This is a genomic window from Intrasporangium calvum DSM 43043 (assembly GCF_000184685.1).
GTDB lineage: Bacteria > Actinomycetota > Actinomycetes > Actinomycetales > Dermatophilaceae > Intrasporangium > Intrasporangium calvum.
Genome location: NC_014830.1, coordinates 689,741 through 715,042, shown reverse-complemented (window position 1 = coordinate 715,042; position 25,302 = coordinate 689,741). Strand labels below are relative to the sequence as shown.

Genomic DNA, 25,302 nt, shown 5'->3' with positions numbered 1-25,302 from the left:
CTAGGCCGACGTCGTCGACGGGTCGCTCCAGCGCAGGATGCCCCCGATCCCGTCCGTGGCCTCGAAGGGCTGCGCGACCAGGCTGAGCTCCGCACCGACCGCGGCGAGGGACCAGAGCAGCGCGTCCAGGTCGTGGTCCGCGCCCGCACCCGCCTCGGGGCGGTCACGGTCCCAGACGTCCGGGTGGAGCAGCACCTGGGCGATCTGGGCCTTCCCCAGCGCCGCCTGCACGGCGTCCCAGCCCTCGACAGCAGCCCCGGCGCCGGTGGCGTCGCCGAACCGCTCGACGAGCAGCGCGTCCCGTCCGGCGCGGAGCCGGGCCAGCTCACGGTCCCGCGCCGTGGCCTCGGCGGCCGCCGACGTGCCTGCGGCCCGGCCGCCGGTCTCGAGCCGGACGATGCGGTCGGCGAGGTCCCCGGGGGCCTGTTCCACGAGGTAGGAGGTCGTGTGCTCCTCGCCCTCGAGGAAGACCACCCCGGGCCGGACCCTCCGGACCAGCCGGTCCAGCTCCGCCGCGACCTGTGTCGCGTTGTGTCTCCACGAGTCCTCGGCCCGAGCCTGGAACCGGCGCTGTGACGCGCCGCCGGCCGCCACCTTGCGGAGCTCGTCGTGCTCGCCCGTCACGTCGGTCGCCGCGACCAGCGCGCCCGTCGGGTCGATCACCTCGATGTCCGCGCCTTCGCGGTCCAGCTTCACCACGGCGTACGTCTCCCTCCCGTCGAGGCCCCGGACGACGTCCATGAGCCTCGGCACGGGACCGAACGACGCCCCCTCCCGTCGCGGTCGTCCCTCGAGGCCGATGTCGAGGACGAGGTCGCCGTTGCTGGCGCAGACGACGTGGGTCCGCTCACCCACGCCGTTCGCGTCGCCGGTCAACGCGTCCTCGAGGACCGCCAGGGTGGCCTCGTCCGCACCCGCCCGTTCGAGCTCTCGGCGAGCCGAGCCCCACGAGGCGAGCCGATGACTCCGGCTCGTCGGGTCGAGGTTGCTCGCGTCGAGGGTCGCGCAGGCGAACGGCCCCTCGAGGTCCGCCAGCGGTTTGAGCCAGTCGAGCTGCATCGGTGCCTCCACGAGTGGTCACAAGTCGTCAAGAGTGGTCTCGGTGGGTCTCCTCGAAACGCTACCCCTCCTGCCCGTCCCCCGACAGGCCGGCGCCGCGCCCGGCCGGCCCACCGGCCGGCCCGCCCGCCGGCCCGCCATGGGCCCAGCCGACCACCGTCCGAACCGACGACGGAGAGCCGGCTCACCGGCATACACCTCGTGTTTTGAGTGGCTCACGCGCGGGCAGGTGCGTCATGACAGCTCGCTCCAGGGAGGAACCATGACCAGCACGTCAGGCGAGGGGCGGCGGCGCCCCGTCGGAGCCCATCGGGCGGTCGAGGCCCGGACGCCCGTGCAGAGGGTCGCGCTGGCCGTGGCCGTCGTCTTCGTCGTCGTGGGGGTGCTCGGCTTCGTCCCCGGCCTCACGACCAGCTACGACGCCCTTGCCCTGGCCGGGCCCGAGTCCGAGGCCCTGCTGCTCGGCCTCTTCCAGGTGTCCATCCTGCACAACGTCGTCCATCTCCTCTTCGGCGTCGTCGGCTGGGCCCTGTCCCGGACGGCGCCGGGTGCCCGAGCCTTCCTCGTCGGCGGCGGCATCGTCTACCTCGTCCTGACCGTGTACGGCTGGCTCGTCGACCGGGACTCCGCGGCGAACTTCGTCCCGCTCAACGCCGCCGACGACTGGCTCCACCTGGCCCTCGGTGTCGGCCTGACCGCCCTCGGGCTGCTCCTGCCGCCGCACCGGCGCCGCAGCACGGTCCGAGGCGCCACGAACACCCCCCGGGGTTGACACGTCAGCGACACTGTCGGGATGCACGGCCCCTTGACGGCGCAGCCACGCCGTCCGAGCGCAGCGGCCGCCGGGCGTCCGGCGGCGCTGCTCGCTGCGCCCGGACCCATGCCCGCCCACGGCCCCGTGCTTGCCGCGATGGCGGTGCCGTCGTGGCGCGGCGCCCTCGACGCCCTCTGGGCTGCCGTCGACGGCAGCGGGTCGGGGGGTGCGCCGCTCGGCGCCGGATGGAGCGGTGCCCCCCGGGCCGCGCCGGTCGCCGGGTCCAGTTCGGTCCCGGGTCAGCGGGGCGTCGGCAGCCAGGGGCGCACCGCCCGCGACGAGGCGGCCCAGGCCCGGATCGAGGCGCTCGTCCGCCTCGCACAGGACGGCGACCGGGAGGCCTTCGCCCAGCTCTACGACGCCTACGTCGACACCGTCTTCCGTTACGTCCTCGTCCGCGTCGGCAACCGCCCCCTTGCGGAGGACCTCACGTCCGAGACCTTCATCCGGGCGATGCGACGGATCGACAGCTTCACCTGGCAGGGGCGCGACATCGCCGCCTGGTTCGTCACGATCGCCCGCAACCTCATCGCCGACCACGTCAAGTCCGCCCGGTTCCGCTTCGAGGTGACCACGGCGGACATGCGCGACGCGGACGAGCAGGTCGACGCACCGGAGGCCGAGGTGCTGGCCCGGCTGCGCGACGAGCGGCTCGTCACCGCCATCCGACAGCTGAGTCCCGAGCAGGCCGAGTGCATCACCCTGCGGTTCCTCCAGGGCCTCAGCCTCGCCGAGACCGCGGCGGTGCTCGGCAAGTCCGAGGGAGCCATCAAGCAGCTGCAGCTGCGGGCCACGAGAGCCCTGCGCGCGTCCCTGGAGGGAGTCGAGCTGTGAGCAAGAGCCGCGGCCGTAACCCCCACCCACCCCGCCTCGTTTCCCGAGCGCCGGACCCACCGGCGACGAGCGACCCGAGCCACCGGGCCCTGCTCACGTCTGACCCCCCACCCCCTCGCCCCTGACCACCCCCTGACCCCCTGACCCCCTGACCCCCTGACCACGAGACCTGGAGCAGCGAATGGACCTCGGCCCCGGCACGGACGCCGACCTCCTCCAGCGCGCCCTCGACGGCGAAGCGGTCGACCGGCCGGGCGTGATCGAGCTGGTCACCGTCCTCCACGCGGTCGCCGCGCTCGACCAGGCGCGGCTCGCGCCGCGCGACGAGTTCGTCGCTGACCTCAGGACCCGCCTCCTCTCGGAGGCACACCCCATCGCCGACTCCGCCGCCGCCGCGTCGGTGGAGAGCGACACCGGGTCGACCGAGGATGGTGACTCGCGTCCTGTCTCGGTCCTGCACGTGTCCCGACCGGTCCGCCGGCTCGCGGCCGCAGCGGCCGCCGTCGTCCTCCTCGCCGGTGGGCTGGGGGTCGTCTCCCGGCAGGCCGCGCCCGGCGACCTGCTCTACCCGATCAAGCAGGTCCTGGACCGCGCTGCCGTGCAGCTCGCCGCAGGGCGGCTGGACGTCGGCCTGACCCACGTGGCGCAGGCGGAGCAGCACGTCAGCGAGGCCCGCGAGCTGATCGACCGCGGTGACCCGGCGGCGGAGGACCTCACTGTGGCGTTCGACGCGGCGGCGGAGTCGACGGCTTCGGCGCAGTCGGTGCTGCTGGAGGTCTACCGCGGCGAGGGTCGGCCGGAGGCGCTGACGGAGTTCGCCGACTTCGTCGCGCGGGCGCTCCCCCAGGTCGAGGCGATGCGGGTCGACGTCCCGCCCGGGGCGATGCCCGCCTGGGAGCGGCTGCGAAGCCTGCTCACGCACGGCGGTCAGGAGGCGCTGCGCGAGCTGGCCTCCTGCTCGGCGTGCGGCGAATCGTCGGCCGCCAACCTGGCCCGGCTCGAGCTGCTGCTCGGCAGCCCGGTCGGCACGACGTCCGGTGCAGGCGTGGCTCCGTCCCTCCCGACCGTGGGCGAGGGCCTGCCCGGCATCACGGTTGCGCCGCCCCCCGCCACGATCGCCTCAGCGACCGTCGGCCTGCCCGGAGCCGGCGTCACCACCAGCAGCGGGAGCGTCGGTGGCGGCGGGGTGACGCTGCCGAGCGCGACCGTCAGCCTGCCGACCCTCGTGGTGTCCTCGACCGTGGTCGTCGGCGGTGGCGGGGCGACGCTGCCGGGCGTGACGGTGACCGGGCCGACGCTCTCGGTCACCCTCGCGCCGACGCTGCCCTGATGCCCTGATGATGCCCTGACGCGATCAGGCCCGACGCTCCGCCGCTCAGCGGCGTGTCGAGCTGGCTGCTCGGGCAGCTCGTATCCCGAGCTGCGTCAGGTGAAGACCGACCGCCGCTGCATGAGCAGGCTGTACAGCGTCTGCTGGATCGTCTCGCGGACCTGGTCGGTGAGGTCGAAGACGAGCATCGGGTCGTCCGCGGCGTCCGGCCCGAGAGTCGTCGTCTCGATCGGTGGGCCGAACTCGATGAGCCACTTGCTCGGGAGCGGGATCGCCCCCAGCGGTCCGAGCCACGGGAAGGTCGGGGTGATCGGCACGTAGGGGAGGCCGAGGAGCCGGGCGACCGTCGGCATGTTGCCGATCATCGGGTAGATCTCCTCCGCTCCGATGATCGAGCACGGCACGATCGGCACACCCGCACGCAGGGCTGCGGCGACGAAGCCCCCTCGGCCGAACCGCTGGAGCTTGTACCTCTCGCTGAACGGCTTGCCCACCCCCTTGAAGCCCTCCGGCCACACCCCGACGAGGTGGCCGCTCGAGAGGAGTCGCTCTGCGTCGGTGTTGGCCGCCAGCGTCGAGCCGGAGCGGCGCGCCATCGGCCCGACGAACGGCGTCTGGAAGACCAGGTCGGCCCCGAGCATCCGAAGGTGACGGCGGTTCGGGTGCTCGTCGTAGACCGCGACCTGCGTCATCAGCGAGTCCATCGCCACCGTGCCGGAATGGTTCGCCACGACGAGCGCTCCCCCTGTGGCGGGGATGTTCTCGATGCCCTTCACCTCGACCCGGAACCACGACTTGTACAGCGGGCGGAGCAGGGGCAGGTGGATGTGCGTCGTGTAGTCCTCGTCGAAGCCGAACTCGTCGACCTCGTAGTCACCCGTGAGCCGCCGGCGCACGTAGGCGAGCGTCTCAGCCACGTGCCGCTCGACCTCCTCCGCGGGCACACCCGCGGCGGCGGCTGCCGAGCGCAGGAGGTTGACGGCCAGCTCGACGAGCTCTGCCGGGCCGGGCCGCGCCTCGGACGAGAACTCCGCCGCCTCGAGGACCGCCCCGACGATCCGCTCAGCCGTGGCCTGGAGTCCCCCGACCACCCCAGCGGTCTCCGTGGCCGGCTTCGCCGATTCCTCCGTATGCCGCTGGGCCGGCTCCGCGGGCAGCGCGAGGTCCTCGTCGGGTGTCGGCAACGACGGGACCGGGCGCAGCGCGCGCTCGCGGGCCCGCTGCTCTCGCCGCTCGCGGATCGCCTGGCGTGGCGGGCGCTTCCGCGCCGGCCCACCAGTCGTCGCGTCCGCCGCCGAGGAGGTGGGGGCCGCGGCGCCGCCACCCGCGGCCTCCGGGCGAGCCGCGGTCGCGTCCCGTCGTGCAACCGTCACCTCGACCGGTTCCGCACCGGGGAGCAACGGGGTGCCGGAGCGGCGGCGACGCTCGCCGGACGCCCGCGCGGCGCCGGCGGCGAAGGCGGTCCGGGCCGCCGGGACCGGCCGCACGACATCGGGGCCCGGTCCGGTCGCCGTGGTGCTCGGCTTCGTGGTGCTCGGCTTCGTGGTGCTCGGCTTCTTGGCGTCGGCCCGCTGCGCGGCTCGGTTGGTCTCGGCTCGCCGGGCAGACGGCCCTGCAGCGCTCCGGGCGGCGCGGGCGTCCGTCGGGTCCGAGCCGGCGCGCCTTCGGCGGGGCGTGGCCTCGTCGTCGTGCGCTGTCACGGGTAGAGCCTCTCGAAGACCCGAGCCACCGCCGCGGCGCCGCTCTCGGCACCACTCACCGCGCCACTGACCGCCCCGCTGACCGCGTCCCCGACCTCTTCGACGCCCGGGACGACGGGACGGAGGCCGCGGGCGAAACTCTCGAACGCCGCTCGAGTCGTGTAGCGCGGCTCGAAGGACAGGACCTTGTGCATGCGAGTCGTGTCCAGCCCCCGACCGAAGGCGAGGAAGGCCACCTGGTCGGGCGAGAAGTCCGCCAGCCCGCTGCGTTTGACGATGTTGCCGATGACCCCGGCCGTCATCAGGGGGACCGGCAGGACCGGCCTCCGCACGATGGCCAGGCACTGCAGCAGGGTCAGGAACCCCTCCCCGGCGACGTTGACGATGCCCACGGACGGTCCCGTCGTCGCCGTGACGAGGGCCGCCACCGCGTCGTCCTCGTGGAGGAACTGCATCCGGGCGTCGTAGCCCAGGGGCACCGGGATCAACGCGAGACCGAAGTAGTCGGTGACGGCCGTACGGATCTGCGGTCCGACCACGTTGGCCAGGCGGAGCATCGTGATCTCGACGTCAGGACGCCGCCTGGAGAACCCGCGGACGTATCCCTCCACCTCGATCGAGTCCTTCCCGAAGCCAGTCCGCGGCGTCGACTTGGCGTTCATGTCCTCGGCGAACATGGCCGGATCGCGGGGGGAGGAGCCGTAGACGGCGGCGGACGACTTGACGACGAGGCGCTCGACGGTCGACGCCTTCTGACACGCAGCGAGCAGCTGCATCGTCCCGATGACGTTGATCTCCTTCTGGGCCACCCGGCCGCCCGTGTCCTTCGGGGTGGCGATGACGTTCATGTGGACGACCGTGTCGACCTGCGCCTGGTTCATGATCCGCCCGATCATCGGGTTGCGGATGTCAGCGCGGACGAACTCGGCTCGACCGATCGAGTGCCTGGGGGGGACGACGTCGACGCCGAGAATCCGCTCGATCCCGGGCTCGGCGCTGAGTCGGCGCGCGTACAGCCCCCCGAGGTACCGGGACACCCCGGTGACGAGCGCGACCTTTGCCATCGGCTCCTCCTGACTCGGCACGTCCCGGCGGAAGGGGCGACCAGCCCCCCGGCGGTCGTTGCGTGGGCTTGCCCACCACCCTAGCGAGGCCGGGGTACCACTGCGCGAGGTGCGGAGGTGATGTTCTCGACGTCGCACTCACCACGTCGACGGAGGCCGGCCCGACCAGGCCCGGACAGCAGTCGACCCCCGCCCGGAAGGCGAGGGTCGAGAGGTGGGAGCAGAGCCCGCCACCCGTGCGTGTCAGATCACTTCTTGTTACGACGCTGGTGACGCGTCTTGCGCAGAAGCTTGCGGTGCTTCTTCTTCGCCATCCGCTTCCGGCGCTTCTTGATGACAGAGCCCATGGTTGTCCTTGATCCGTTGACGGTGCTGTGTGCCGACCTGCGCCGACCGCCCGTCAATCGGGAGAGTCGACTCTTCGAGCCGAGCCGAGTGGCAAGCGTACCGTGTCCGCGCGTCGGACCCCAAAAGGAGCCCGGTGATCGAAGGAGCAGTTTCTCCCCCTTCGAGCCCGAGTCACCTCGAGCCTGCCGGGGAGAAGCTGCTCCTTCGATCTGTCACGCGGTGTCGATGTATGACGTCTGCAGGTACTTGTGCACGGCGTCCTCCGGAACCCGGAAGGAGCGCCCGACCCGGACAGCCGGCAGCTCGCCGCCATGGACCAGTCGATACACCGTCATCTTCGACACACGCATGATCGAGGCGACCTCGGCCACGGTCAGGAACCGGACCTCGGCGAGCTGGCGCTCATTCGACATGTGAACCTCGATCTCTCCAGTTCCCGCGCGTCGCCGGCTTCCCCTCCGGCGAAACGTCACACGGGTGCAGAAGGCAACCTTAGGGGCTGATGTGACTGGAGGGGAAGGGCGCGAAGCACGAATCCCTGTGAGCGCAAGGCGACACGCCGTCCCAGCCCGGAGGAAATGCGGTCGTATGCCGCTGGGCTGGCTCCCCGAGGGCCGCACCAGGCATCAGGGCAGCAGCCGGTGCAGGTCCCGGGGAAAGAGGGCGACCTCACGGACGTTCTCGGCACCGTTGAGCCGAGCCACCCACCGCTCCAGGCCGATCGCGAACCCGCCGTGCGGCGGCATGCCATGGTCGAAGGCGGCGAGGTACCCGGCCAGCGGAGCCGGGTCCTGTCCCGCCCGCTCGAGCGCAGCCCGGTAGTCGCTCGGACGGTGGAGCCGCTGACCGCCGGTCGTCAGCTCGAGGCCCCGGAAGAGCACGTCGAAGCTGTTCGACGCCTGACCTGGCGCCGGTTCGGACCCGGCGCCTCCAGCCCGCCCGTACCCCTCCGGGGCTGTGTAGAACGGACGCTTCGCCATCGGAAACCCCTCCACTGCAAGAAACTCCGAGTCGTGGACAGTGCAGGCCCACGCACTCAGCGCCCGCTCGTGCGCCGGGCTGAGGTCTGGTTCTGCAGGGTCCGCACCCACCAGGGCGAGTGCGTCCCTGAAGTGGATCACGGGGAGCTTCGCCGGCACCTGGGGGAGGTGGAGCGAAAGGAGCGAAGCGGCCTCAGCGGCATACGTCCCGACTGCCTCCACCATCCCGGCGAGGGCAGCCCGCAGCACGGCCAGCACGTCGCGGTGGTCGCGGATGAACCCGAGCTCCGCGTCCAGGGACGTGTACTGCGCCAGGTGACGAACCGTGTCGTGCGGCTCCGCACGAAAGACCGGCCCCACCTCGAAGACCCGCTCGAACACCCCGACCAGCATCTGCTTGTACAGCTGCGGTGACTGCGCGAGATACGCGGGACGCCCGAAGTAGTCGACCTCGAAGACGTTCGCACCTGACTCGGTCGCCGTGCCCACGAGCTTCGGAGTGGCGATCTCGGTGAAGTCCAGCCCGGTGAGGGCGGACCGGAACCCGCGCATCGACGCGCTCGCGACCTCCCACGCCGCCCGATGTCGGGGGTGCCGGAGGGTCACTGCCGCATGGTCCAGATGCGTCGGCAGTCCAGCGCCGAAGGTCGGCCGCCACAGCTCCACCGGCGGAGGGGCCGCAGGCTCGGTGAGCGGCACGATGGTCGGGTCGACCAGCTCGGCCCCGCCCGGCGCGGCCGGGTTGTGCACCACCCGGCCGCTCACCTCGACGACGGTCTCCTCCGGAACGTTCGCGAGCCCCACCAGGACGTCGGAGTCCTTGACGACGACCTGGGCCAGCCCGGACCGGTCCCTGACGATGACGAAGGTGACGCTGGCCAGCGAGCGACGCCGGTGGACCCAGCCGGCCAGCACGGCCGGCGAGCCGTCCGGAAGCGCCGCGAGGTCACGGGCGAGCACCCGTGAAACGGCGCCGGTGGATGGGTGTGGTGTGGTCGACATTCCTTCACCTCCTGGGATGGTGCCCCGGAGGTGCGGGCGATGGGGAGAGTCGCTGTGCCACCACACCTTCGCCGCCGCGAGCTTGCGGTCGGCCTCTGGTCACGCTCGGCTCAGGATCGTCAGGCCCGTCGACGCCGTGCCGCCATGCTGCCAGATCGACAGAGCAGCGGCTCCTCCTTTTCCTCCCCGCCTTCCTCCTCGTCCTCCTCGTCCTCCTCGTCCTCCTCGTCGCCGAGGAGACCGTGCGGCAGGACTCGTCGCACGCGGAGGTGGAGGGCCGGTCGAGGCCCGTCAGTCGAAGTGGACGTCGAGCCCGTGGTGCGGGAATACCGCCGACCGCGTCGCCATGATGGCCCGGTCCACGTCGCTCCCCGGGTCGTACCCGAGATCCCACGACCGCCACCACAGCGGGCCGTCCTGCGTCGTCAGGTCACCCATGCGCCGGGGGGCCGGCCGACCCGTCACCCGTTCGACGTGCTCACGCCACACCTCTGGAACCGGGGTGCTCGCCGGGATCGGCTGGTGCGCAGCGATCGCCGTGAGGTGGGTCCATGCGCGTGGGACGACGCCGACGACCTCGTAGCCACCCCCGCCCAGGGCGACCCACTTTCCGCCGCACACCTCGTGTGACAGCCGGTGGAGCGAGTCGGCCGCCGACCGCTGGGCGTCAACCGTCATCGCGAAGTGCGCCAACGGGTCCTCGGCATGCGTGTCACAGCCGTGCTGCGTGATGAGCATCTCGGGCCGGAAGGAGCGGACGATGGGCATCGCGGTGGCGTGGATGGCCCGGAGCCAGCCCGCGTCGGAGAGACCCGGAGGCAGTGAGACGTTCACGGCCGAACCCTCGGCGTTCGGGCCGCCGATGTCCGTCGGCCAGCCCGTGCCCGGGAACAGCGCCCGCCCGCTCTCGTGCAGCGAGATCGTCAGGACCCTCGGGTCATCCCAGAAGATCCGCTCGACGCCGTCCCCGTGGTGGACGTCGACGTCGACGTAAGCGACCCGCTCCGCGCCGTGGTCCAGGAGCCACCGGATGCCGACCGCGATGTCGTTGTAGATGCAGAAACCGCTGGCGCGGTCGGGCATGGCGTGGTGCAGACCTCCGGTGAAGTTGACGGCGTGGCTCGCCTCCCCCTCCCACACGGCCCGGACCGAGTCGACGGTGCCGGTCACGATCCGCGCACTCGACTCGTGCATCCCCTCGAAGGCGGGGTCGTCGTCGGTGCCGATGCCACGGCTGGGGTCGGCGTCGTAGGGGTCCGCCGAGGCTGCCTTGACCGCGGCGACATACTCGGGCTCATGGATGGTCTCGAGGAGCTCGTCGCTGGCGGGCTCGGCGCCACAGACGTCGACGCCCGGGGCGTCGAACACGCCCATGGCCTCGCAGAGGCGGGCCGTCAGGTCCAGGCGGATGGGAGCCATGGGGTGAGTCGGACCGAAGTTGTACTTCGTGAACGAGGGGTCCCAAACGACACGGGCCTGGCTTGGCATGATTGGACGCTATCGCGTCCATGCTGGACGTGAACTCCTGACGAAGGGAATCCCATGGCGCGGAACAAGCTGTTCGAGGACGACGTGCTCGTCATCGGCCTCGGACGTTTCGGCTCCGCCGTCGCCATGGAGCTGACGAAGCTCGGCCACCGGGTCATCGCCGTCGAGCGGAACAACGCGCTGGCTGAGTCCTACGTCAACAAGTTCGCCAAGGTCGTGCACGCCGACATGGCCCAGGCCTCGGCCATCGACATGATCCGCGCCGCCGAACCGAAGATCGCCGTCGTGGGCATCGGCTCGTCGGTCGAGTCGTCCGTCCTCGCCTCCGCCAACCTCGTCGACGCGGGGGTGCCGTCCATCTGGGCCAAGGCCCTCTCGCAGGAGCACAAGCGGATCCTCGACCGGATCGGGGTGCACCACGTCATCTCCCCGGAGTCGGACGCGGGCCGCAGGGTGGCCCACCTCGTCAACGGGCGACTGCTCGACTACATCGAGTTCGACGACGGCTTCGCGATCGTCAAGATCAAGCCGCCGTCGGAGACCATCGGTTTCACACTCGAGCAGAGCCAGATCCGCCGCAAGTACGGCGTGACCGTGGTGGGGGTCAAGGCTCCCGGCGAGGACTTCACCTACGCCGTCCCACAGACGAAGGTCTCCGCGCACCACATGCTCATCGTCAGCGGCCCGACCGAGCTGATCGAGCGGTTCGCCGCCCGGCCCTGAGCAGGTCGCCGCCCCGATATCGGGGCTCGGTCCAGGAGAGGCGGCTCGGTCCGGCTCAACCCCCGATGACGCCCGGGTCGTGCCCGAGTGGCAGAACCATCGCGATCTCCTCATCGCCGTCATCCTCCGAGGCGACCCCCATCGGCCGTCGCTCATCGGTCGGCCGGAACCCCATCCCGCTCGCGAACGCGACCGCTCGACCGTTGTCGGTGCCGACCCAGTAGTAGAGGTGGCTCTCGCCGCGACGGCGGGCCACGACAGCACCGCTCGTGACGAGCTTGGTCGCGACATCGGTGCCGCGCAGATCCGGCTTGACCCACAGCCCGAAGAGCTCGCCCGCGTCGGCCCCGTCGTCCGTCGCCGCCGTTCCGACACTGACGACCCCGACGGCCTGCCCGTCCTGCTCCGCGATGAGCCGCGCCGAGCGCTTCATCCGCTCGCGCCAGGACGCCTCGTCGAAGGCCTCCTCCTCGTCGACGGTCGCCGCGAAGGCCTCAGGAGATTCGCGCAGGGCCTCAAGCCGAACTGCCCGGTAGTCCTGCCACTCGTCCTCGCCCAGCGGGCGCACGGTGATCTCGCTCATGGCGACCACCTTTGCATGCTGCACCTCCCGCTGCACCCGAGGGTCGGGGAAGTCACGTCGACATCACGGTGCCCCTCCACGGGCCGCCCCGGCCGCTCCCGGACGGTCCCAGTGGCCGGATCAGAGAGGACGCACCATCTCGATCTCATGGAGCTCGTCGCGACGAGGATGGGGATGCGTGACACCGGTCCGCACGAAGCCGCATCGCTCGTAGAGCGCCAGGGCGGAGTCGTTGTGACTGCCGACCTCGAGGACGACCTGGCTCTTGCCGAGGCGCCTCGCCTCACCCAGCACCGCACCGACCAAGGCCGCCCCGACACCCCGGCCGCGAGCGCGGGGTGCGACGTAGAGACCGAAGAGCGTGGCCTCCGCCGCCCGGTCCGGCTCCCAGTGGGACCCGAGCCCCGCGCTGCCGATGACGCCCTCTGCATCACGGGCCTGCACGAGCCAGGCCCCCTCGATCCGCTGCCGCCAGTCGGCTTCCTCGTAGACCGCTTCGTCCGCGTAGGTGAACCAGAACGCGTCGGGTGCATCCTGGAGCATCTCGAGCCGGACGCCACGGTGGCTCTCCCAGTCGTCCGGGGCGACGACGTGCAGGTGCATTCGTGGCGGCTCAGTCATGGGGTCCAGCCTGCCACGCTCGTTGCGAGTGGCGGAGGTCACAAGGGGCCACTAGGTTCGCGGTCGGGTCGCCCTGACCGGTCGCCTCATGCACCGGCGAGTCCGAAGCTCCCATACCCGTCCCGTAGCCCACCCCCTCGCTCGAGTGCGGCAGGAACTGCACACTCGAGGTTTCAGGCGTGACCGGAGGCCAGCTGCTTCGAGCGGGCTGCGGCCGCCTCCATCGCGTTGACGAACGCCGCCCGGACCTTGTGGTCGTCGAGCTGGCGCAGCGCGGCGACCGTGGTGCCTCCGGGGGAGCTGACCTGCTCGCGCAGCACCGTCGGGTGCTCGTGGGTCTCCTTGAGCATCGTGGCTGCGCCGTAGAGCGTCTGGACGACGAGCTCGGTCGCCGTCGCCCGGGGCAGGCCCAGCACCACGCCCGCCTCGATCATCGCCTCGACGACGTAGAAGATGTACGCCGGTCCGCTGCCGGAGATGGCCGTGACGGCGTCGAGGTGCTTCTCCTCGAGACGCACGACCTTGCCGCAGGACGAGAGCAGGGCCTCCGCCTCGAGGAGGTGGTCCTCGGTGCAGTGCCGTCCCGGTGAGACCCCAGCCATGCCCTGGTCGACGAGGGCCGGGGTGTTCGGCATGACCCGGACCACCGAGGAGCCCTCCGGCAGGTGCGACTCGAGGAACTCCGTCGTGATGCCGGCCGCCAACGAGACCACGGTGTTGCCGTCACGCACGTGGTCCCGGATCTCGGCGAGGAGCCCCTCCATGTCCTGCGGCTTGACGACGAGGACCAGGGTGTCCGCGAGGTCCGCGGCCTCGGTGTTCGGGAGCACGCGGACGTCGTACTTCTCCGCCAGCTGGGCGGCGCGCTCGGCGTTGCGCTCGGTGATGATGAGGTCGGCAGCCGCCCGGCCGGACCGCAGCAGTCCGGAGAGCAGCGTCTCCCCCATCACGCCGGCACCGAAGATCGCAGTGGTTCCCATGGCTCAGCCTCTCGTCGCCAGACCGCGGACGAAGAACATGACGTTGGCCGGCTTCTCCGCCATCCGGCGCATGAGGTAGCCGTACCACTCCTGGCCGTACGGGATGTAGACCCGCATCCGGTCGCCCCGGTCCGAGATCCGGCGCTGCTCGTCAGGCCGGATGCCGTAGAGCATCTGGTACTCGAACGAGGTCGCCGCCCGCCCCGCCTGGGCCGCCAGCGCCCCGGCGATCTCGACGAGCCGAGGGTCGTGGGTGGCCACCATCGGGTAGCCCTCACCCTGCATGAGGATCTTGAGACAGCGGACATAGGACTTGTCGACGTCGGCGCCGGACTGGAACGCGACCGACTCCGGCTCCTTGTAGGCACCCTTGCAGAGACGCACCCGGGAACCGGCCGTGGCCAGGTCGCGGCAGTCCGCCTCGGTGCGACGGAGGTAGGACTGGAGCACCGCGCCGACACTCGGGAAGTCCGAGCGGAGCTCGCGCAAGGCCTCGAGCGTGAGGTCCGTCGTCGTGTGGTCCTCCATGTCAAGCGTCACCGTCGTGCCGGCGAGGTCCGCCAGGGTGCAGATCTCGCGCGCATGCTCGAGCGCGATGCTGTTTCCGTCGCCGGGCAAAGCCTGACCGAGGGCGCTCAGCTTGAGGGACACCTCCGCGGTGCCGGTCTCGGTGAGGCCCTCGTCACGCAGGGCGGTCAGCAGCTGGAGGTAGGCGTCCTTGGTCTGCTTGGCCCGAGCGACGTCGGTCGTGTCCTCGCCGAGGTAGTCGATGGTGGCCATCCGGCCCGTCGCCGCCATCTCGGCCGCCGCCCGCACCGCATCGGCATGTGCAGCACCCGGGACGAAACGTTTGACCACCGATCGGGAGACCGGCGCCTTCTGGATGACGTCACGAACCGCCTCCTGCTTGGACAGCTGAAGAAGTGAGTTGCGCAGCAGGTCGCTGGCGTCCACAGGGACCTCCCGGTCGTCGTCACGATGGTGGCTGCCGCAAATCTACCGCCGTGCGGCAGACTCACCGCATGGACGTACGGCTTCCCCTTGACGACCTCGGCGCCGGCCTCGGCGAGGCTGCGACGGTCCTGCGAGCGAACGCCATGGCAGCGGGGCTCGACGCCCCGGTGCCCACGTGCCCGGGCTGGAGCGTCTCGCGGCTCGTCGCCCACGTGGGCATGGCCCACCGGTGGGCTGCCAGCCATGTCAACGGCTCCCCCGCCGACGACCCCGAGGGCATGGAGCGGGCGGCGCTCTCGGAGCCGGACCTGCTCGGCTGGTTCGACGACGGGGCCACCGCCCTGCTGCAGGCCATCGTGGACGCGCCCGACGACCTCACTGCCTTCGTCTTCCTCAAGAACGCGCCGCCCGCGAAGGTGTTCTGGACTCGCCGGCAGTGCCACGAGACCACCATCCACGCCGTCGACGCCCTCGCGGCCCGCCTCGGCCGCCCACCACGCCGGTCCGAGACCTGGATCCGCCCACCCCTCGCGCTCGACGGCATCGACGAGCTGCTCGCCGGCTTCGTCCCACGTCGGAGCCAGGGCATCCACCCGCCGGACGAGACGGTCGTCCTCGTGCGGCCCGACGACTCCCCGATCGCCTGGCTGCTCGCCATGGGACCCGACCACCCCGTCGACGTGACCGTCGTGGACGGAGCGAGCCCAGCGGCATACGGCCCCGTCGACCGCGCCCTGACCGGGCACCCCGTCGACCTCTACCTCCAGCTGTGGAACCGGAGCGCCGACCTGGACCCGTGGTGGCACGACCTGGTCACCATCACCTGGAAGTGAGCTGCCATGCCAGCCCTGGACCACCTCGTCAAGGACGCCTACCCGCGCTCGACGAAGTACGACGCCACCTGGCTCGTCGACCTCGACATGGGACCACACCCGCTCTGGCTGCTCGAGGACCTCGCCGGCGACCTCGACCTAAGGCCCGGGATGCGCGTCCTCGACCTCGGGTCCGGTCTCGGGGCAACCTCCGTCTTCCTCGCCAAGGAGTACGGCGTGCGCGTCATCGCGGCCGACCTGTGGGTCGACCCCACTGAGGCCGGTGAGGTGTTCCGCAAGGAAGGGGTCGACGACCGCGTGCTCGCCATGCGCGTCGACGCCGGCCAGCTGCCCTTCGGCGCCCGGTCGTTCGACGCGATCATCAGCATCGACGCCTGGGAGTACTTCGGGACCGGGGACCACTACCCGCCCTATCTGGCCCGATTCCTCAAGCCCGGCGGGCAGCTCGGTGTCGCCACACCGGCACTGACGACCGAGGTGCGCGAGCTCGGCGAGATCCCCGAGCACATCGACAAGGTCGTCGGCGCCGAGACCGCCGCGTGGCACACGGCCGAGTGGCTTCGCAGCCAGTGGGAGTTCTCCCGGGCCTTCGCCTCGGTCACCGCGCGCGAGCAGGTCGACGCCTGCGCCAACTGGCTCCTGTGGGAGCGGGCCGTGATGGAGCTCAAGGGCCGGATGAGCTCACCCGTGCAACAGATGCTCGAGGCCGACGGCGGCGCCTTCGTGACGTTCGCGATCGTCACCGGGCGAGTTGCGTGAGCCTCGACGCGCGGGACCTGGCGTTCCTGCGGCGAGCGGTGGGTCTGGCTCGGCTCGCGCTCGCGCGTGGGGACGAGCCGTTCGGGTCGGTGCTCGTCTCGAGCGAGGGGGACGTGCTCTTCGAGGACCACAACCGCGTGGTTGCCATCGATGGGACCCAGCACCCGGAGTTCGCCATCGCTCGCTGGGCCGGGTCGCACCTGTCGCCTTCCGAACGCGCTGTCGCCACCGTCTACACCTCCGGCGAACACTGCCCGATGTGCTCGGCCGCCCACGGCTGGGTCGGTCTGGGGCGGATCGCCTATGCCGCCAGCTCGGCCCAGCTCGGTGCCTGGCGTGCAGCTTGGGGCCTGCCGGACGGGCCGGTTCGGGCCCTGCCCATCCGCGAAGTGGTGCCCGGTGCAGTCGTGGACGGGCCCGCGCCTGAGCTCGAGGACGAGGTGCGGGCGCTGCACGAAGCCTTCGCCCGTCGCCGCTGACCCGCCCCAGCCCGCGCGGCCCTGGCCCCTCCCCCGCGCGACCGCCACAACTTCGCCCCGGCGAACCTGACGCGGGCCCGACTCCCGCCCGACCGCCACAACTTCGCCCCGGCGAACCTGACGCGGAGCCTGACTCCCGCCCGACCGCCACAACTTCGCCCCGGCGAACCTGACGCGGAGCCTGTGGATGACGTCGCCCGCGCAAGGCGGCAGGACGCCACCTCTGATGCATGGCAGATAGCGAGGCGGACCCAGAGCAGGCTCGCAAACGATGGAGACCAGCCCGAGTCGCCGTCCCGATTGAGCAAGGGCGTCCCTTCGTTCGGGTGGATTTCGACGCGACAGCACAGACTTCTTGGACGCTGAGATCCCAGTACCGACGTCTGTTTCGCGGTGTCTACCTGCCCAAGGACATCGAGGTGACATCGAACCTCATGGCTGAGGCTGCGCTACTGCTTGCTGGTCAGGGCTGTTACGTCTCGCACCACACGGCTGCGCTCCTGTGGGGTGGGGTCGTTCCTGATGACCCCGACGTCCATGTGACGTATCGCGGTCCCCGTGCGCGTTGCTTCGGGATTGCCGCTCACCGCCCGAAGAAGAACCAGCGCGTCGCAACCTGGCGCGGGATCCGGACGACGAGCTCACTCCAGACCTTCCTCGACATGGCGCAAGTCCTGTCGCTCGTCGACCTCGTCGTGCTGGGCGACTCCTTGGTGAAGAAGAAGCGCTTCACGCCACGGGAGCTGGTGGCATTCGTGATGGAGGCCACCGGCCCGCATCATCGCAAGGCCAAGCGGGCTGCCGGGCTGGTTCGTCGAGGGGTCGACTCTCCGATGGAAACACGCCTCAGGCTCCTCATCGTCTTCGCCGGCCTGCCGGAGCCAACGGTCGACCACCGGATCCACGACGCTGATGGTGACCTGCGGTACCGGTTCGACCTGAGCTACCTGAAGTACGGCCTGATCATCGAGTACGACGGCAGGCAGCATGCCGAGTCGACGGAACAGTGGCACGGCGACCTGGACCGCGACGAGCAGCTCGACGACTGGCACATCCGGCGTCTCGTGGTGGTGTCGAGCGGCATCTTCAACACCCCGGGCAAGACGCTCGCGCGGATCACCAAGGCGATGCGAGAGCGCGGGATGACCGTTCCCCCGCTATCGGACGAGTGGCGTCGGCACTTTCCCAGCCGCCCGTGGGACGTTGACGTGCCGGCCTGACCGCCCAGTCGGCCAGCCGCCGCAACTTCGCCCCGGCGAATGTGGGGCGGGTCCGGCGCCCGTTCCGCCGCCGCAACTTCGCCCCGGCGAATGTGGGGCGGGTCCCCCAGTCGGCCGGCCGCCGCAACTTCGCCCCGGCGCAGTTGCTCGCCGGCGGTGGCGAGGGCGGGAGGAGCGGCAGGCTGGATGACCCGGGGACGGAGCTCAGCGGCATACGGCAGCGGTGGGGTCCTGGCGGGGACGGCGCGCGAGGGGGCGTTCCGCTCAGGGCGAACAGGAGCGGGAACCTGCGCCGGGCAGGCACAGGATGGGAACACCCACGCACAGGCTCGCGTTGTGCGAGGTGCCTGCTGACAGCGGGCGCGGATAACATCGAGGTATCTCGATCAGGCAGGAGAAGACATGTTTGAACGGTTCACCGATCGGGCCCGACGGGTGGTGGTCCTGGCGCAGGAGGAAGCGCGCCTGCTCAACCACAACTACATCGGCACCGAGCACATCCTCCTGGGTCTGATCCACGAAGGCGAAGGCGTGGCCGCCAAGGCTCTCGAGAGCCTCGACATCTCGCTCGAAGCGGTCCGCGCCCAGGTCCAGGAGATCATCGGCCAGGGGCAGCAGGCCCCGACTGGCCACATCCCCTTCACGCCGCGCGCGAAGAAGGTCCTCGAGTACTCGCTCCGCGAGGCGCTCCAGCTCGGCCACAGCTACATCGGCACCGAGCACATCCTCCTCGGCCTGATCCGCGAGGGCGAGGGCGTCGCCGCCCAGGTCCTCGTCAAGCTCGGCGCGGAGCTGAACAAGGTGCGCCAGCAGGTCATCCAGCTGCTCTCCGGCTACCAGGGCCAGGGCGGCCAAGGGGAGAAGACCGGCGCTGGTGTGGGCCAGGCGACCGGCGAGGGGACCCCGGCGGGCTCCCTCGTCCTCGACCAGTTCGGCCGCAACCTGACGCAGGCCGCCCGTGAGGGCAAGCTCGACCCGGTCATCGGGCGCGAGAAGGAGATCGAGCGGGTCATGCAGGTGCTGTCCCGCCGCACGAAGAACAACCCCGTCCTCATCGGCGAGCCCGGCGTCGGCAAGACCGCCGTTGTCGAGGGTCTCGCCCAGGACATCGTCAAGGGCGAGGTGCCCGAGACCCTCAAGGACAAGCAGCTCTACACCCTCGACCTCGGGTCGCTCGTGGCGGGCAGCCGCTACCGCGGTGACTTCGAGGAGCGCCTCAAGAAGGTCCTCAAGGAGATCCGCACCCGCGGCGACATCATCATCTTCATCGACGAGATCCACACCCTCGTCGGTGCGGGTGCCGCCGAGGGTGCCATCGACGCCGCGAGCATCCTCAAGCCGATGCTGGCCCGTGGTGAGCTGCAGACCATCGGCGCGACCACCCTCGACGAGTACCGCAAGCACATCGAGAAGGACTCGGCCCTCGAGCGCCGCTTCCAGCCGATCCAGGTTCAGGAGCCGACGCTCCCGCACACGATCGAGATCCTCAAGGGCCTGCGGGACCGGTACGAGGCGCACCACCGTGTGACGATCACCGACGGCGCGCTCGTCGCAGCCGCCAACATGGCGGACCGCTACGTCAACGACCGCTTCCTGCCCGACAAGGCGATCGACCTCATCGACGAGGCGGGCGCGCGACTGCGGATCCGCCGCATGACGGCCCCGCCGGACCTGCGCGAGTTCGACGAGAAGATCGCGCACCTCGTCCGTGAGAAGGAGTCGGCCATAGACGGCCAGGACTTCGAACGGGCCGCCCGTGTGCGGGACGAGGAGAAGAAGCTGCGCGCCGAGAAGGCCGAGCGCGAGGCCCAGTGGAAGTCGGGCGACATGGACGTCGTGGCCGAGGTCGATGAGGAGCTCATCGCCGAGGTCCTGGCCGCCAGCACCGGCATCCCGGTCTTCAAGCTGACCGAGGAGGAGTCGAGCCGCCTGCTCCACATGGAGGACGAGCTGCACAAGCGGATCGTCGGCATGAACGACGCCGTCAAGGCGCTGTCCCAGGCCATCCGGCGCACCAGGGCCGGCCTCAAGGACCCCCGCCGCCCCGGAGGTTCGTTCATCTTCGCCGGGCCGACCGGTGTCGGTAAGACCGAGCTGGCCAAGACGCTCGCCGAGTTCCTCTTCGGCAGCGAGGACGCCTTGATCCAGCTGGACATGTCGGAGTTCTCCGAGAAGCACACGGTCAGCCGACTCTTCGGGTCCCCTCCCGGCTACGTCGGCTACGAGGAGGGCGGCCAGCTGACCGAGAAGGTCCGCCGCAAGCCGTTCTCGGTCGTGCTCTTCGACGAGGTCGAGAAGGCCCACCCGGAGATCTTCAACTCACTCCTCCAGGTCCTCGAGGACGGCCGACTCACCGACTCCCAGGGCCGGATGGTCGACTTCAAGAACACCGTCATCATCATGACGACCAACCTCGGCACCAGGGACATCTCGAAGGCCTCCATGGGCTTCAGCGCCGGACCTGACACCCGCTCGGACTACGAGCGGATGAAGGCGAAGGTCATCGACGAGCTGAAGCAGCACTTCCGGCCGGAGTTCCTCAACCGGGTCGACGACACCATCGTCTTCCCGCACCTGTCCAGGGACGAGATCATCCAGATCGTCGACCTCGAGATCGCCAAGCTCGACAAGCGACTCAAGGACAAGGACATGGGGATCGACCTCACGCAGGCGGCGAAGGACCTGCTCGCCAAGAAGGGTTACGACCACGTGCTCGGTGCGCGACCGCTGCGTCGCACCATCCAGCGCGAGATCGAGGACGCCCTCTCGGAGAAGATCCTCTACGCGGAGTTCACGTCGGGGCAGTACATCAAGGTCGACACCGAGGGCGAGGGCAAGGACGAGAAGTTCACCTTCTCCGACATGGCCCACCCCGGGCACCGTCCGGCCGACGACCTGCCGGAGCTGCCCGAGGGACCGGCGCTGGACGAGGCACTGGGGGCCGAGTTCGTGGCCGTCCCCGACCCCACTCGGGACGTCACCGGCAGCGCGGGACCGTCCGCGGCGTCCGGCACTGAGACGGCCTGAGTCCGCGACCGGACAGCCGGACCACCCATGGACGAAGGGGCCGAGGAAACTCCTCGGCCCCTTCGTTTCCCCTGGTGCCTCCCCTGGTGCCTCCCCTGCTGCCTCCCCTGGTGCCTCCCCTGACCACTCCTCCACGCCTGCCTTACCCGGGTCGGACCGCTCCGCAACACCGGCGCGGCGTCGGGGCCACCGTGGTCCGCCCCCTGAAGTGGTCGTCTACGGTGGCCCTGTGATCCTCGGACGTGCCCGCCCCCGGCCGCTCGCCGTCAACGCCGCGGCGGCTTCGCTCGCCGTCGCAGTTGCCCTCGCCGCCTGTACGGGTGGCGACCCCGCGGCTCGGCAGCCCTCGACAGCGGGCGCCCCTCCATCGTCCGGCGCGGCACCCAGGGTCCCGTCGGCGCCGACTCCGGCGCCTGCCGTCGCGGGTGCTCCAGCTGCGCTGACCGCCCTCGTCGAGCGCCTCTACTCCGGCGCGGAGCTGGGCAGGTCCGCCACCGCCGCGACGAGGAAGGCACTCGAGGGGCGCCGACCCGGTGGCGCAGCGATCCCCACCGGCGCCGAGGCGAAGGTCGGCTCCTGGTTCGGGACACCGGTCGCCGTCGTCACGGCGGGCGAGGACGTCACCCTGGCGGTGGGTCCGGCCTGGCGGCTCGTCGGCGGGTGGTGGCCCTCGCTCGGCGTCGCTGCCGCGGTCACGGGGGGCGGCCCGAGGTGGGTGCTGGCCGTCGGGTCGGACGCCCGCCGCGGTCAGCCGCTCGAGCGGTCGCGAGCCGACACCCTGCAGGTCATCGGAGTGGACGGCAAGGGCGGCGGTGGCGTCATGGGCATCGCCCGGGACCTGTGGGTGCCGCTGAGCACCGGCGGGAAGGGCAAGATCAACTCGGCCATGCCCGTCGGCGGACCCGAGGGACAGCTGGCGACGGTCCGCGCCGCGACCGGACTGCCCATCGAGGGCTACGCCGTCATCGGTTTCGCCGGGTTCATCCAGCTCGTCGACGACCAGGGCGGCCTCAAGATCGTCGTCCCCCAGACGGTGGACGCGTCACACGCTCACCTGGTGATCCAGAAGGGTGCCCAGACCCTCAGCGGCAAGGAGGCCCTCGCCTATGCTCGCGAGCGCAAGACACTCCCGGACGGCGACCTCGGCCGGTCGCGGCACCAGGGAGAGGTGCTCCTCGCCGCCGCCGTGCAGGCCAAGCTCGCCGGCCCGGGCGCGATCCCGGCTGCCCTGACCAGCTTCTCCAAGGTCGGCGCCAGCGACCTGTCGGCCGAGGAGATGCTGACCTTCGCGGCCGCGCTCCACCGGGTCAACCCGACGAAGGTCGGCCGCGACGTCGCGGGCGGCCCGTTCGGCTGGGCCGGCTCGCAGTCCATCGTCGTGCTCGGCGACCAGGCCCGGCGGCTCTTCGCGTCCTTCGACGACGGCAACCTCTCATGATGCCCTCTTCCCCGGATCTCGTGATCCGCCGGGCGCGGACCTCCGACATCCGCGGCATCCGTGCGCTGGTCGCCCCCCTCGCCGAGCGTCGCGTCCTCGTCAGCAAGGAGGCGGTGACCTACTACGAGGCGGTGCAGGAGTTCCGGGTGGCCGAGCTTGATGGCGTGCTCGTCGGATGCGGCGCCCTCCACGTCATGTGGGAGGACCTCGCCGAGATCCGCACGCTCGCCGTCGCGGACAGCATGCTGGGCACCGGGTTGGGTGCCGGCCTCCTCGAGGTGCTCACGGACGACGCTCGTGAGCTGGGCGTGCGGCGCCTCTTCTGCCTCACCTTCGAGGTGCCGTTCTTCACCCGACACGGCTTCGCCCCGATCGAGGGGCAGGCCGTGTCCGCGGAGGTCTACGCCGAGCTGCTGCGCTCCTACGACGAGGGAGTGGCCGAGTTCCTCGACCTCGAGCGGGTCAAGCCGAACACCCTGGGCAACACCCGGATGCTGCGAACGCTCGAATAGCCCGTATGCCGCTGAGCTCGCTTCCAGCGCAAGCCAGCTCAGCGGCATACTCCCTTCTCAACCCGTCGCAGCGCCATCTGGGGGAGGGGGTACGTAGACCTGACGGGCGCCCACGTGCATGATGTCGACCGACACCGGAGCGGACAACGGAGCCGTCCGCGAGACCCCTGCGTCACAGGACCAGCGGAGGCGGACGGTCGCCGTGTCGCTCAGAGCCCGAGGAGGCGTGCCGATGGCGAGGATCGAAGCCAACTGCTCTCAGTGCGGTGGTGTGGAGTTCGAGGACGGTTTCATCGAGGACAACGGTCAGGGCTCACAGGGGTACGCCAGGTGGATCTCGGGACCGCTGCAGCGCGGCCCCTTCGGCGGAGCGTTCCGGTTCGGCGCGCCCCGTTGGATCGTCGACGCGATCCGGTGCACCCACTGCAACCACCTCGAGCTGTACGCAGACGATCGCAGCTAGCTCCGCGCCAGCACCACCGAAGGCTCAGGCGGGCAGGCGAAACCGGTTGTGGGACAACGGCTCCACCAAGCCGTCCGCGACGAGCGAGTCGAGGCACCGCAGCACCTGGACGGGGTCGGGCCCGGCTCCGTCCAGGTGCGATCGGTGAACGGGTCGGTGCTGCTCGCGGAGACGACGGAGAATCTCGCCGCGGACTTGACGATCCGTGCCGTGCCAGGCCTGCCCGCGGCGCGGTGGACCGTCGTAGGCCGGGCGGCCCGCAGTGTTCCAGGCGCAGAGGTCGGCGACGGGACAGTCCGCACAGCGCGGTCCGCGAGCGACGCAGACCAGGGCGCCGAGCTCCATGACGGCGACGTTCCAGACGTTGGCCTCCGCTCGCGCTGACGGTGCCGTATGCCGCTGGGCCGGCATCGCGCGCAGGGCGAGGTCGGACTCCGCGCGGGTGAGGGTCACGTGCGGGAGTGCCTTGCCTTCCACGGTTCGAGCGAGGACGCGCCGGACGTTCGTGTCGACGACGACCTCGGGGATCCGGAAGGCGAAGGAGGCGACCGCTGCGGCCGTGTAGGCCCCGACGCCCGGAAGCGCGAGCAGCTCAGCTGGGGTGTTCGGCACCTCACCGCGATGACGCTCGACCATCACGGTCGCTGCCTCGTGCAGGCGGAGCGCTCGGCGTGGGTAGCCGAGCCGCCCCCAGGCACGCACGGCCTCTCCCGGGGCGGCTGCGGCCAGGGAGCTGGGCGTGGGCCAGTGCTCCATCCAGTCGCGCCAGACGGGCTCGACGCGCGAGAGCGGGGTCTGCTGCGCCATGACCTCCGAGAGAAGCACGCCCCACGGGCTGCAGTCCTGCTCACGCCATGGCAGCGCCCGGCCCGCTTGGGCGTACCAGCCGTTGACGCGCCGGCGTAGCCGCTCCATCGTCACTGGGTCAGGCACCCCGCCGTGGGCGGCCCCCTGGGCACCTCCCGCCGGCTCGGACACCATGCGCAGGGTCAGACGTACCGCTCGAGGATCGACGACTCCGCGAGGCGGGAGAGACCCTCGCGGACGGCGCGAGCCCGGCCCTCACCGACGCCGTCGACGAGCATGAGGTCCTCGATCCCGGCGGCGAGGAGCCGCTGGAGCGACTCGAAGTGGTTGACGAGGCGCTCGACGATCGCGGTGGGCAGGCGCGGCACCTTGGTGAGCAGGCGGTAGCCCTGCGGGCTGACCGGTGCGTCGAGGCTGTCGCCGACGATGGAGAAGCCGACCGCCCGGGCTCCCGCGGAGAGGTCGAGCAGCTCGACGGAGTTGAGGGCCTCGAGGTTGGCGAGAGCGTCCTCGGCGGTGAGGTCGGACTTCGTCGAGGGGAGGTAGTCGCGGATGACCAGCTCGCGGTCATTGCCCAGTCCCCCGATGAGCTCCTCGAGCTGGAGGCTGAGCAGCCGACCGTCAGTCCCGAGCTCGACGACGTAGTCCTGGATCTCGGCTGAGATGCGCCGGACCATCTCCAGCCGCTGGAGCACCGACGTCACGTCGCGGATCGTGACGAGGTCCTCGATCTCGAGCGCGGACAGGGTGCCGGTCACCTCGTCCAGTCTGGACTTGTAGCGCTCGAGGGTCTGCAGGGCCTGGTCCGCACGCGACAAGGTCGTCGGAGAGCCCTCGACGACGTGGCGTTTGTTGCGCACGTAGAGCGCCACGACGCCCATCGACTGGCTCACCGAGATGACGGGGAAGCCGGTCTGCTTCGCCACGCGCTCGGCGGTCCGGTGCCGCGTTCCCGACTCGGAGGTCTCGATGCTCGAGTCGGGCACGAGCTGGGTCGCCGCGCGCAGGATGCGGGTGCCCTCGCGGTCGAGCACGACCGCGCCGTCCATCTTGCACAGCTCGCGCACCCGGGTCGCGGAGAACTCCACGTCGAGCTGGAACCCTCCGGTGCAGATCGCGTCGACGACCCGGTCGAAGCCGAGCACGATGAGGGCGCCGGTCCGGCCGCGGAGGATCCGCTCCAACCCGTCGCGCAGCTCCGTGCCGGGAGCGACCGCGGCGAGGGCCGCGCGGAGCAGCAGCTCGTCGTCGTTCCTGTCCATCACATCCCGTTCAGCTGGTGGG

Annotated in this window: 26 protein-coding genes; 12 read left to right on the top strand and 14 right to left on the bottom strand. The window is 70.9% G+C overall.

Features of this window, described 5'->3' with window-relative positions; genetic code table 11:
• Positions 1-1,059 carry a baeRF2 domain-containing protein gene (locus INTCA_RS03300; protein WP_013491520.1) on the bottom strand — a complete coding sequence of 353 codons (1,059 nt, stop codon included), beginning with the start codon at positions 1,057-1,059 and terminating at the stop codon, positions 1-3.
• A 262-nt stretch (positions 1,060-1,321) separates the two neighbouring features.
• Here INTCA_RS03300 and INTCA_RS03295 point away from each other — a divergent pair, with 262 nt between their 5' ends.
• The 3 genes from INTCA_RS03295 (at position 1,322) to INTCA_RS03285 (ending at position 4,037) form a co-directional block, all read left to right on the top strand.
• A complete protein-coding gene (locus tag INTCA_RS03295; RefSeq protein WP_013491519.1) occupies positions 1,322-1,831 on the top strand; it encodes a DUF4383 domain-containing protein in 510 nt (169 codons plus the stop codon).
• A gap of 21 nt (positions 1,832-1,852) precedes the next feature.
• Positions 1,853-2,707, top strand: a complete 855-nt coding sequence (locus INTCA_RS03290) for an RNA polymerase sigma factor (protein WP_148236464.1) — start codon at positions 1,853-1,855, stop codon at positions 2,705-2,707.
• Between the two features lie 181 nt (positions 2,708-2,888).
• Positions 2,889-4,037 (top strand): hypothetical protein, encoded by a 1,149-nt coding sequence (locus INTCA_RS03285; RefSeq protein ID WP_013491517.1) that lies wholly within the window; start codon positions 2,889-2,891, stop codon positions 4,035-4,037.
• 95 nt (positions 4,038-4,132) lie between these two features.
• On the opposite strand, the gene INTCA_RS19965 is transcribed toward INTCA_RS03285, so the two are convergent.
• The 7 genes from INTCA_RS19965 to INTCA_RS03260 form a co-directional block, all read right to left on the bottom strand.
• Complete coding sequence (locus INTCA_RS19965) at positions 4,133-5,737, bottom strand: 1-acyl-sn-glycerol-3-phosphate acyltransferase (RefSeq protein ID WP_013491516.1); 1,605 nt, start codon at positions 5,735-5,737, stop codon at positions 4,133-4,135.
• Positions 5,734-6,801, bottom strand: a complete 1,068-nt coding sequence (locus INTCA_RS03275; RefSeq protein WP_013491515.1) for an NAD-dependent epimerase/dehydratase family protein — start codon at positions 6,799-6,801, stop codon at positions 5,734-5,736. Before INTCA_RS03275 ends, INTCA_RS19965 begins: the two co-directional genes overlap by 4 nt.
• A gap of 248 nt (positions 6,802-7,049) precedes the next feature.
• Positions 7,050-7,148 carry a 30S ribosomal protein bS22 gene (locus INTCA_RS18965; protein WP_003792170.1) on the bottom strand — a complete coding sequence of 33 codons (99 nt, stop codon included), beginning with the start codon at positions 7,146-7,148 and terminating at the stop codon, positions 7,050-7,052.
• 213 nt (positions 7,149-7,361) lie between these two features.
• Positions 7,362-7,562: a helix-turn-helix domain-containing protein gene (locus INTCA_RS03270; RefSeq protein ID WP_013491514.1), complete on the bottom strand. Its 201-nt coding sequence runs from the start codon at positions 7,560-7,562 to the stop codon at positions 7,362-7,364.
• Between the two features lie 213 nt (positions 7,563-7,775).
• The gene (gene aspS, locus INTCA_RS03265; protein ID WP_013491513.1) at positions 7,776-9,131 is read right to left on the bottom strand and encodes an aspartate--tRNA(Asn) ligase; all 1,356 of its coding nucleotides are present in this window, start codon (positions 9,129-9,131) and stop codon (positions 7,776-7,778) included.
• A 119-nt stretch (positions 9,132-9,250) separates the two neighbouring features.
• Positions 9,251-9,394: a hypothetical protein gene (locus INTCA_RS19765; RefSeq protein ID WP_169312901.1), complete on the bottom strand. Its 144-nt coding sequence runs from the start codon at positions 9,392-9,394 to the stop codon at positions 9,251-9,253.
• A gap of 28 nt (positions 9,395-9,422) precedes the next feature.
• Positions 9,423-10,619 carry an acetoin utilization protein AcuC gene (locus INTCA_RS03260; RefSeq protein WP_013491512.1) on the bottom strand — a complete coding sequence of 399 codons (1,197 nt, stop codon included), beginning with the start codon at positions 10,617-10,619 and terminating at the stop codon, positions 9,423-9,425.
• 54 nt (positions 10,620-10,673) lie between these two features.
• On the opposite strand from INTCA_RS03260, the gene INTCA_RS03255 reads away from it, so the two are divergent.
• On the top strand, positions 10,674-11,342 hold the full coding sequence (locus tag INTCA_RS03255) for a potassium channel family protein (RefSeq protein WP_013491511.1): 669 nt from the start codon (positions 10,674-10,676) through the stop codon (positions 11,340-11,342).
• 55 nt (positions 11,343-11,397) lie between these two features.
• Here the strand turns inward: INTCA_RS03255 and INTCA_RS03250 are convergent, their stop codons facing one another.
• From INTCA_RS03250 to INTCA_RS03235, 4 genes are all read right to left on the bottom strand, one after another.
• Positions 11,398-11,925 (bottom strand): GNAT family N-acetyltransferase, encoded by a 528-nt coding sequence (locus tag INTCA_RS03250; RefSeq protein ID WP_013491510.1) that lies wholly within the window; start codon positions 11,923-11,925, stop codon positions 11,398-11,400.
• Positions 11,926-12,045: 120 nt separating this feature from the next.
• Positions 12,046-12,546, bottom strand: a complete 501-nt coding sequence (locus tag INTCA_RS03245; RefSeq protein WP_148236463.1) for a GNAT family N-acetyltransferase — start codon at positions 12,544-12,546, stop codon at positions 12,046-12,048.
• 173 nt (positions 12,547-12,719) lie between these two features.
• Positions 12,720-13,526, bottom strand: a complete 807-nt coding sequence (proC, locus tag INTCA_RS03240) for a pyrroline-5-carboxylate reductase (RefSeq protein ID WP_013491508.1) — start codon at positions 13,524-13,526, stop codon at positions 12,720-12,722.
• A 3-nt stretch (positions 13,527-13,529) separates the two neighbouring features.
• Entirely contained in the window at positions 13,530-14,480 is a 951-nt protein-coding gene (locus INTCA_RS03235) for a proline dehydrogenase family protein (protein WP_013491507.1), read from the bottom strand.
• A 68-nt stretch (positions 14,481-14,548) separates the two neighbouring features.
• On the opposite strand from INTCA_RS03235, the gene INTCA_RS03230 reads away from it, so the two are divergent.
• The 8 genes from INTCA_RS03230 (at position 14,549) to INTCA_RS03195 (ending at position 23,211) form a co-directional block, all read left to right on the top strand.
• Complete coding sequence (locus tag INTCA_RS03230; RefSeq protein ID WP_013491506.1) at positions 14,549-15,313, top strand: maleylpyruvate isomerase N-terminal domain-containing protein; 765 nt, start codon at positions 14,549-14,551, stop codon at positions 15,311-15,313.
• Positions 15,314-15,319: 6 nt separating this feature from the next.
• Positions 15,320-16,072 carry an SAM-dependent methyltransferase gene (locus INTCA_RS03225; RefSeq protein WP_013491505.1) on the top strand — a complete coding sequence of 251 codons (753 nt, stop codon included), beginning with the start codon at positions 15,320-15,322 and terminating at the stop codon, positions 16,070-16,072.
• Complete coding sequence (locus tag INTCA_RS03220; protein WP_013491504.1) at positions 16,069-16,551, top strand: nucleoside deaminase; 483 nt, start codon at positions 16,069-16,071, stop codon at positions 16,549-16,551. The genes INTCA_RS03225 and INTCA_RS03220 overlap by 4 nt, the downstream gene beginning before the upstream one ends.
• Positions 16,552-16,970: 419 nt before the next feature.
• Positions 16,971-17,771 carry a hypothetical protein gene (locus INTCA_RS03215; RefSeq protein WP_013491503.1) on the top strand — a complete coding sequence of 267 codons (801 nt, stop codon included), beginning with the start codon at positions 16,971-16,973 and terminating at the stop codon, positions 17,769-17,771.
• A gap of 402 nt (positions 17,772-18,173) precedes the next feature.
• The gene (locus tag INTCA_RS03210) at positions 18,174-20,798 is read left to right on the top strand and encodes an ATP-dependent Clp protease ATP-binding subunit (protein WP_013491502.1); all 2,625 of its coding nucleotides are present in this window, start codon (positions 18,174-18,176) and stop codon (positions 20,796-20,798) included.
• A 229-nt stretch (positions 20,799-21,027) separates the two neighbouring features.
• Positions 21,028-22,236, top strand: coding sequence for an LCP family protein (locus INTCA_RS18550; protein WP_013491501.1), 1,209 nt, complete (start codon positions 21,028-21,030; stop codon positions 22,234-22,236).
• The gene (locus tag INTCA_RS03200; RefSeq protein ID WP_013491500.1) at positions 22,233-22,748 is read left to right on the top strand and encodes an amino-acid N-acetyltransferase; all 516 of its coding nucleotides are present in this window, start codon (positions 22,233-22,235) and stop codon (positions 22,746-22,748) included. The genes INTCA_RS18550 and INTCA_RS03200 overlap by 4 nt, the downstream gene beginning before the upstream one ends.
• Positions 22,749-22,980: 232 nt before the next feature.
• Complete coding sequence (locus tag INTCA_RS03195) at positions 22,981-23,211, top strand: hypothetical protein (protein ID WP_013491499.1); 231 nt, start codon at positions 22,981-22,983, stop codon at positions 23,209-23,211.
• 24 nt (positions 23,212-23,235) lie between these two features.
• Here INTCA_RS03195 and INTCA_RS03190 read toward each other — a convergent pair whose 3' ends face one another.
• Both INTCA_RS03190 and disA read right to left on the bottom strand, forming a co-directional pair.
• A complete protein-coding gene (locus INTCA_RS03190; protein ID WP_013491498.1) occupies positions 23,236-24,192 on the bottom strand; it encodes an HhH-GPD family protein in 957 nt (318 codons plus the stop codon).
• Positions 24,193-24,200: 8 nt separating this feature from the next.
• On the bottom strand, positions 24,201-25,280 hold the full coding sequence (gene disA / locus INTCA_RS03185) for a DNA integrity scanning diadenylate cyclase DisA (protein WP_013491497.1): 1,080 nt from the start codon (positions 25,278-25,280) through the stop codon (positions 24,201-24,203).
• Positions 25,281-25,302 lie beyond the last annotated feature (22 nt).

Coding starts and splice junctions, on each gene's coding strand:
- INTCA_RS03300 (WP_013491520.1), bottom strand. CDS start 1,059: ATGCAGCTCGACTGGCTCAAACCGCTGGCGGACCTCGAGGGGCCGTTC.
- INTCA_RS03295 (WP_013491519.1), top strand. CDS start 1,322: ATGACCAGCACGTCAGGCGAGGGGCGGCGGCGCCCCGTCGGAGCCCAT.
- INTCA_RS03290 (WP_148236464.1), top strand. CDS start 1,853: ATGCACGGCCCCTTGACGGCGCAGCCACGCCGTCCGAGCGCAGCGGCC.
- INTCA_RS03285 (WP_013491517.1), top strand. CDS start 2,889: ATGGACCTCGGCCCCGGCACGGACGCCGACCTCCTCCAGCGCGCCCTC.
- INTCA_RS03275 (WP_013491515.1), bottom strand. CDS start 6,801: ATGGCAAAGGTCGCGCTCGTCACCGGGGTGTCCCGGTACCTCGGGGGG.
- INTCA_RS18965 (WP_003792170.1), bottom strand. CDS start 7,148: ATGGGCTCTGTCATCAAGAAGCGCCGGAAGCGGATGGCGAAGAAGAAG.
- INTCA_RS03270 (WP_013491514.1), bottom strand. CDS start 7,562: ATGTCGAATGAGCGCCAGCTCGCCGAGGTCCGGTTCCTGACCGTGGCC.
- aspS (WP_013491513.1), bottom strand. CDS start 9,131: ATGTCGACCACACCACACCCATCCACCGGCGCCGTTTCACGGGTGCTC.
- INTCA_RS03260 (WP_013491512.1), bottom strand. CDS start 10,619: ATGCCAAGCCAGGCCCGTGTCGTTTGGGACCCCTCGTTCACGAAGTAC.
- INTCA_RS03255 (WP_013491511.1), top strand. CDS start 10,674: ATGGCGCGGAACAAGCTGTTCGAGGACGACGTGCTCGTCATCGGCCTC.
- INTCA_RS03250 (WP_013491510.1), bottom strand. CDS start 11,925: ATGAGCGAGATCACCGTGCGCCCGCTGGGCGAGGACGAGTGGCAGGAC.
- INTCA_RS03245 (WP_148236463.1), bottom strand. CDS start 12,546: ATGACTGAGCCGCCACGAATGCACCTGCACGTCGTCGCCCCGGACGAC.
- proC (WP_013491508.1), bottom strand. CDS start 13,526: ATGGGAACCACTGCGATCTTCGGTGCCGGCGTGATGGGGGAGACGCTG.
- INTCA_RS03230 (WP_013491506.1), top strand. CDS start 14,549: ATGGACGTACGGCTTCCCCTTGACGACCTCGGCGCCGGCCTCGGCGAG.
- INTCA_RS03225 (WP_013491505.1), top strand. CDS start 15,320: ATGCCAGCCCTGGACCACCTCGTCAAGGACGCCTACCCGCGCTCGACG.
- INTCA_RS03210 (WP_013491502.1), top strand. CDS start 18,174: ATGTTTGAACGGTTCACCGATCGGGCCCGACGGGTGGTGGTCCTGGCG.
- INTCA_RS03200 (WP_013491500.1), top strand. CDS start 22,233: ATGATGCCCTCTTCCCCGGATCTCGTGATCCGCCGGGCGCGGACCTCC.
- INTCA_RS03195 (WP_013491499.1), top strand. CDS start 22,981: ATGGCGAGGATCGAAGCCAACTGCTCTCAGTGCGGTGGTGTGGAGTTC.
- INTCA_RS03190 (WP_013491498.1), bottom strand. CDS start 24,192: ATGGTGTCCGAGCCGGCGGGAGGTGCCCAGGGGGCCGCCCACGGCGGG.
- disA (WP_013491497.1), bottom strand. CDS start 25,280: ATGGACAGGAACGACGACGAGCTGCTGCTCCGCGCGGCCCTCGCCGCG.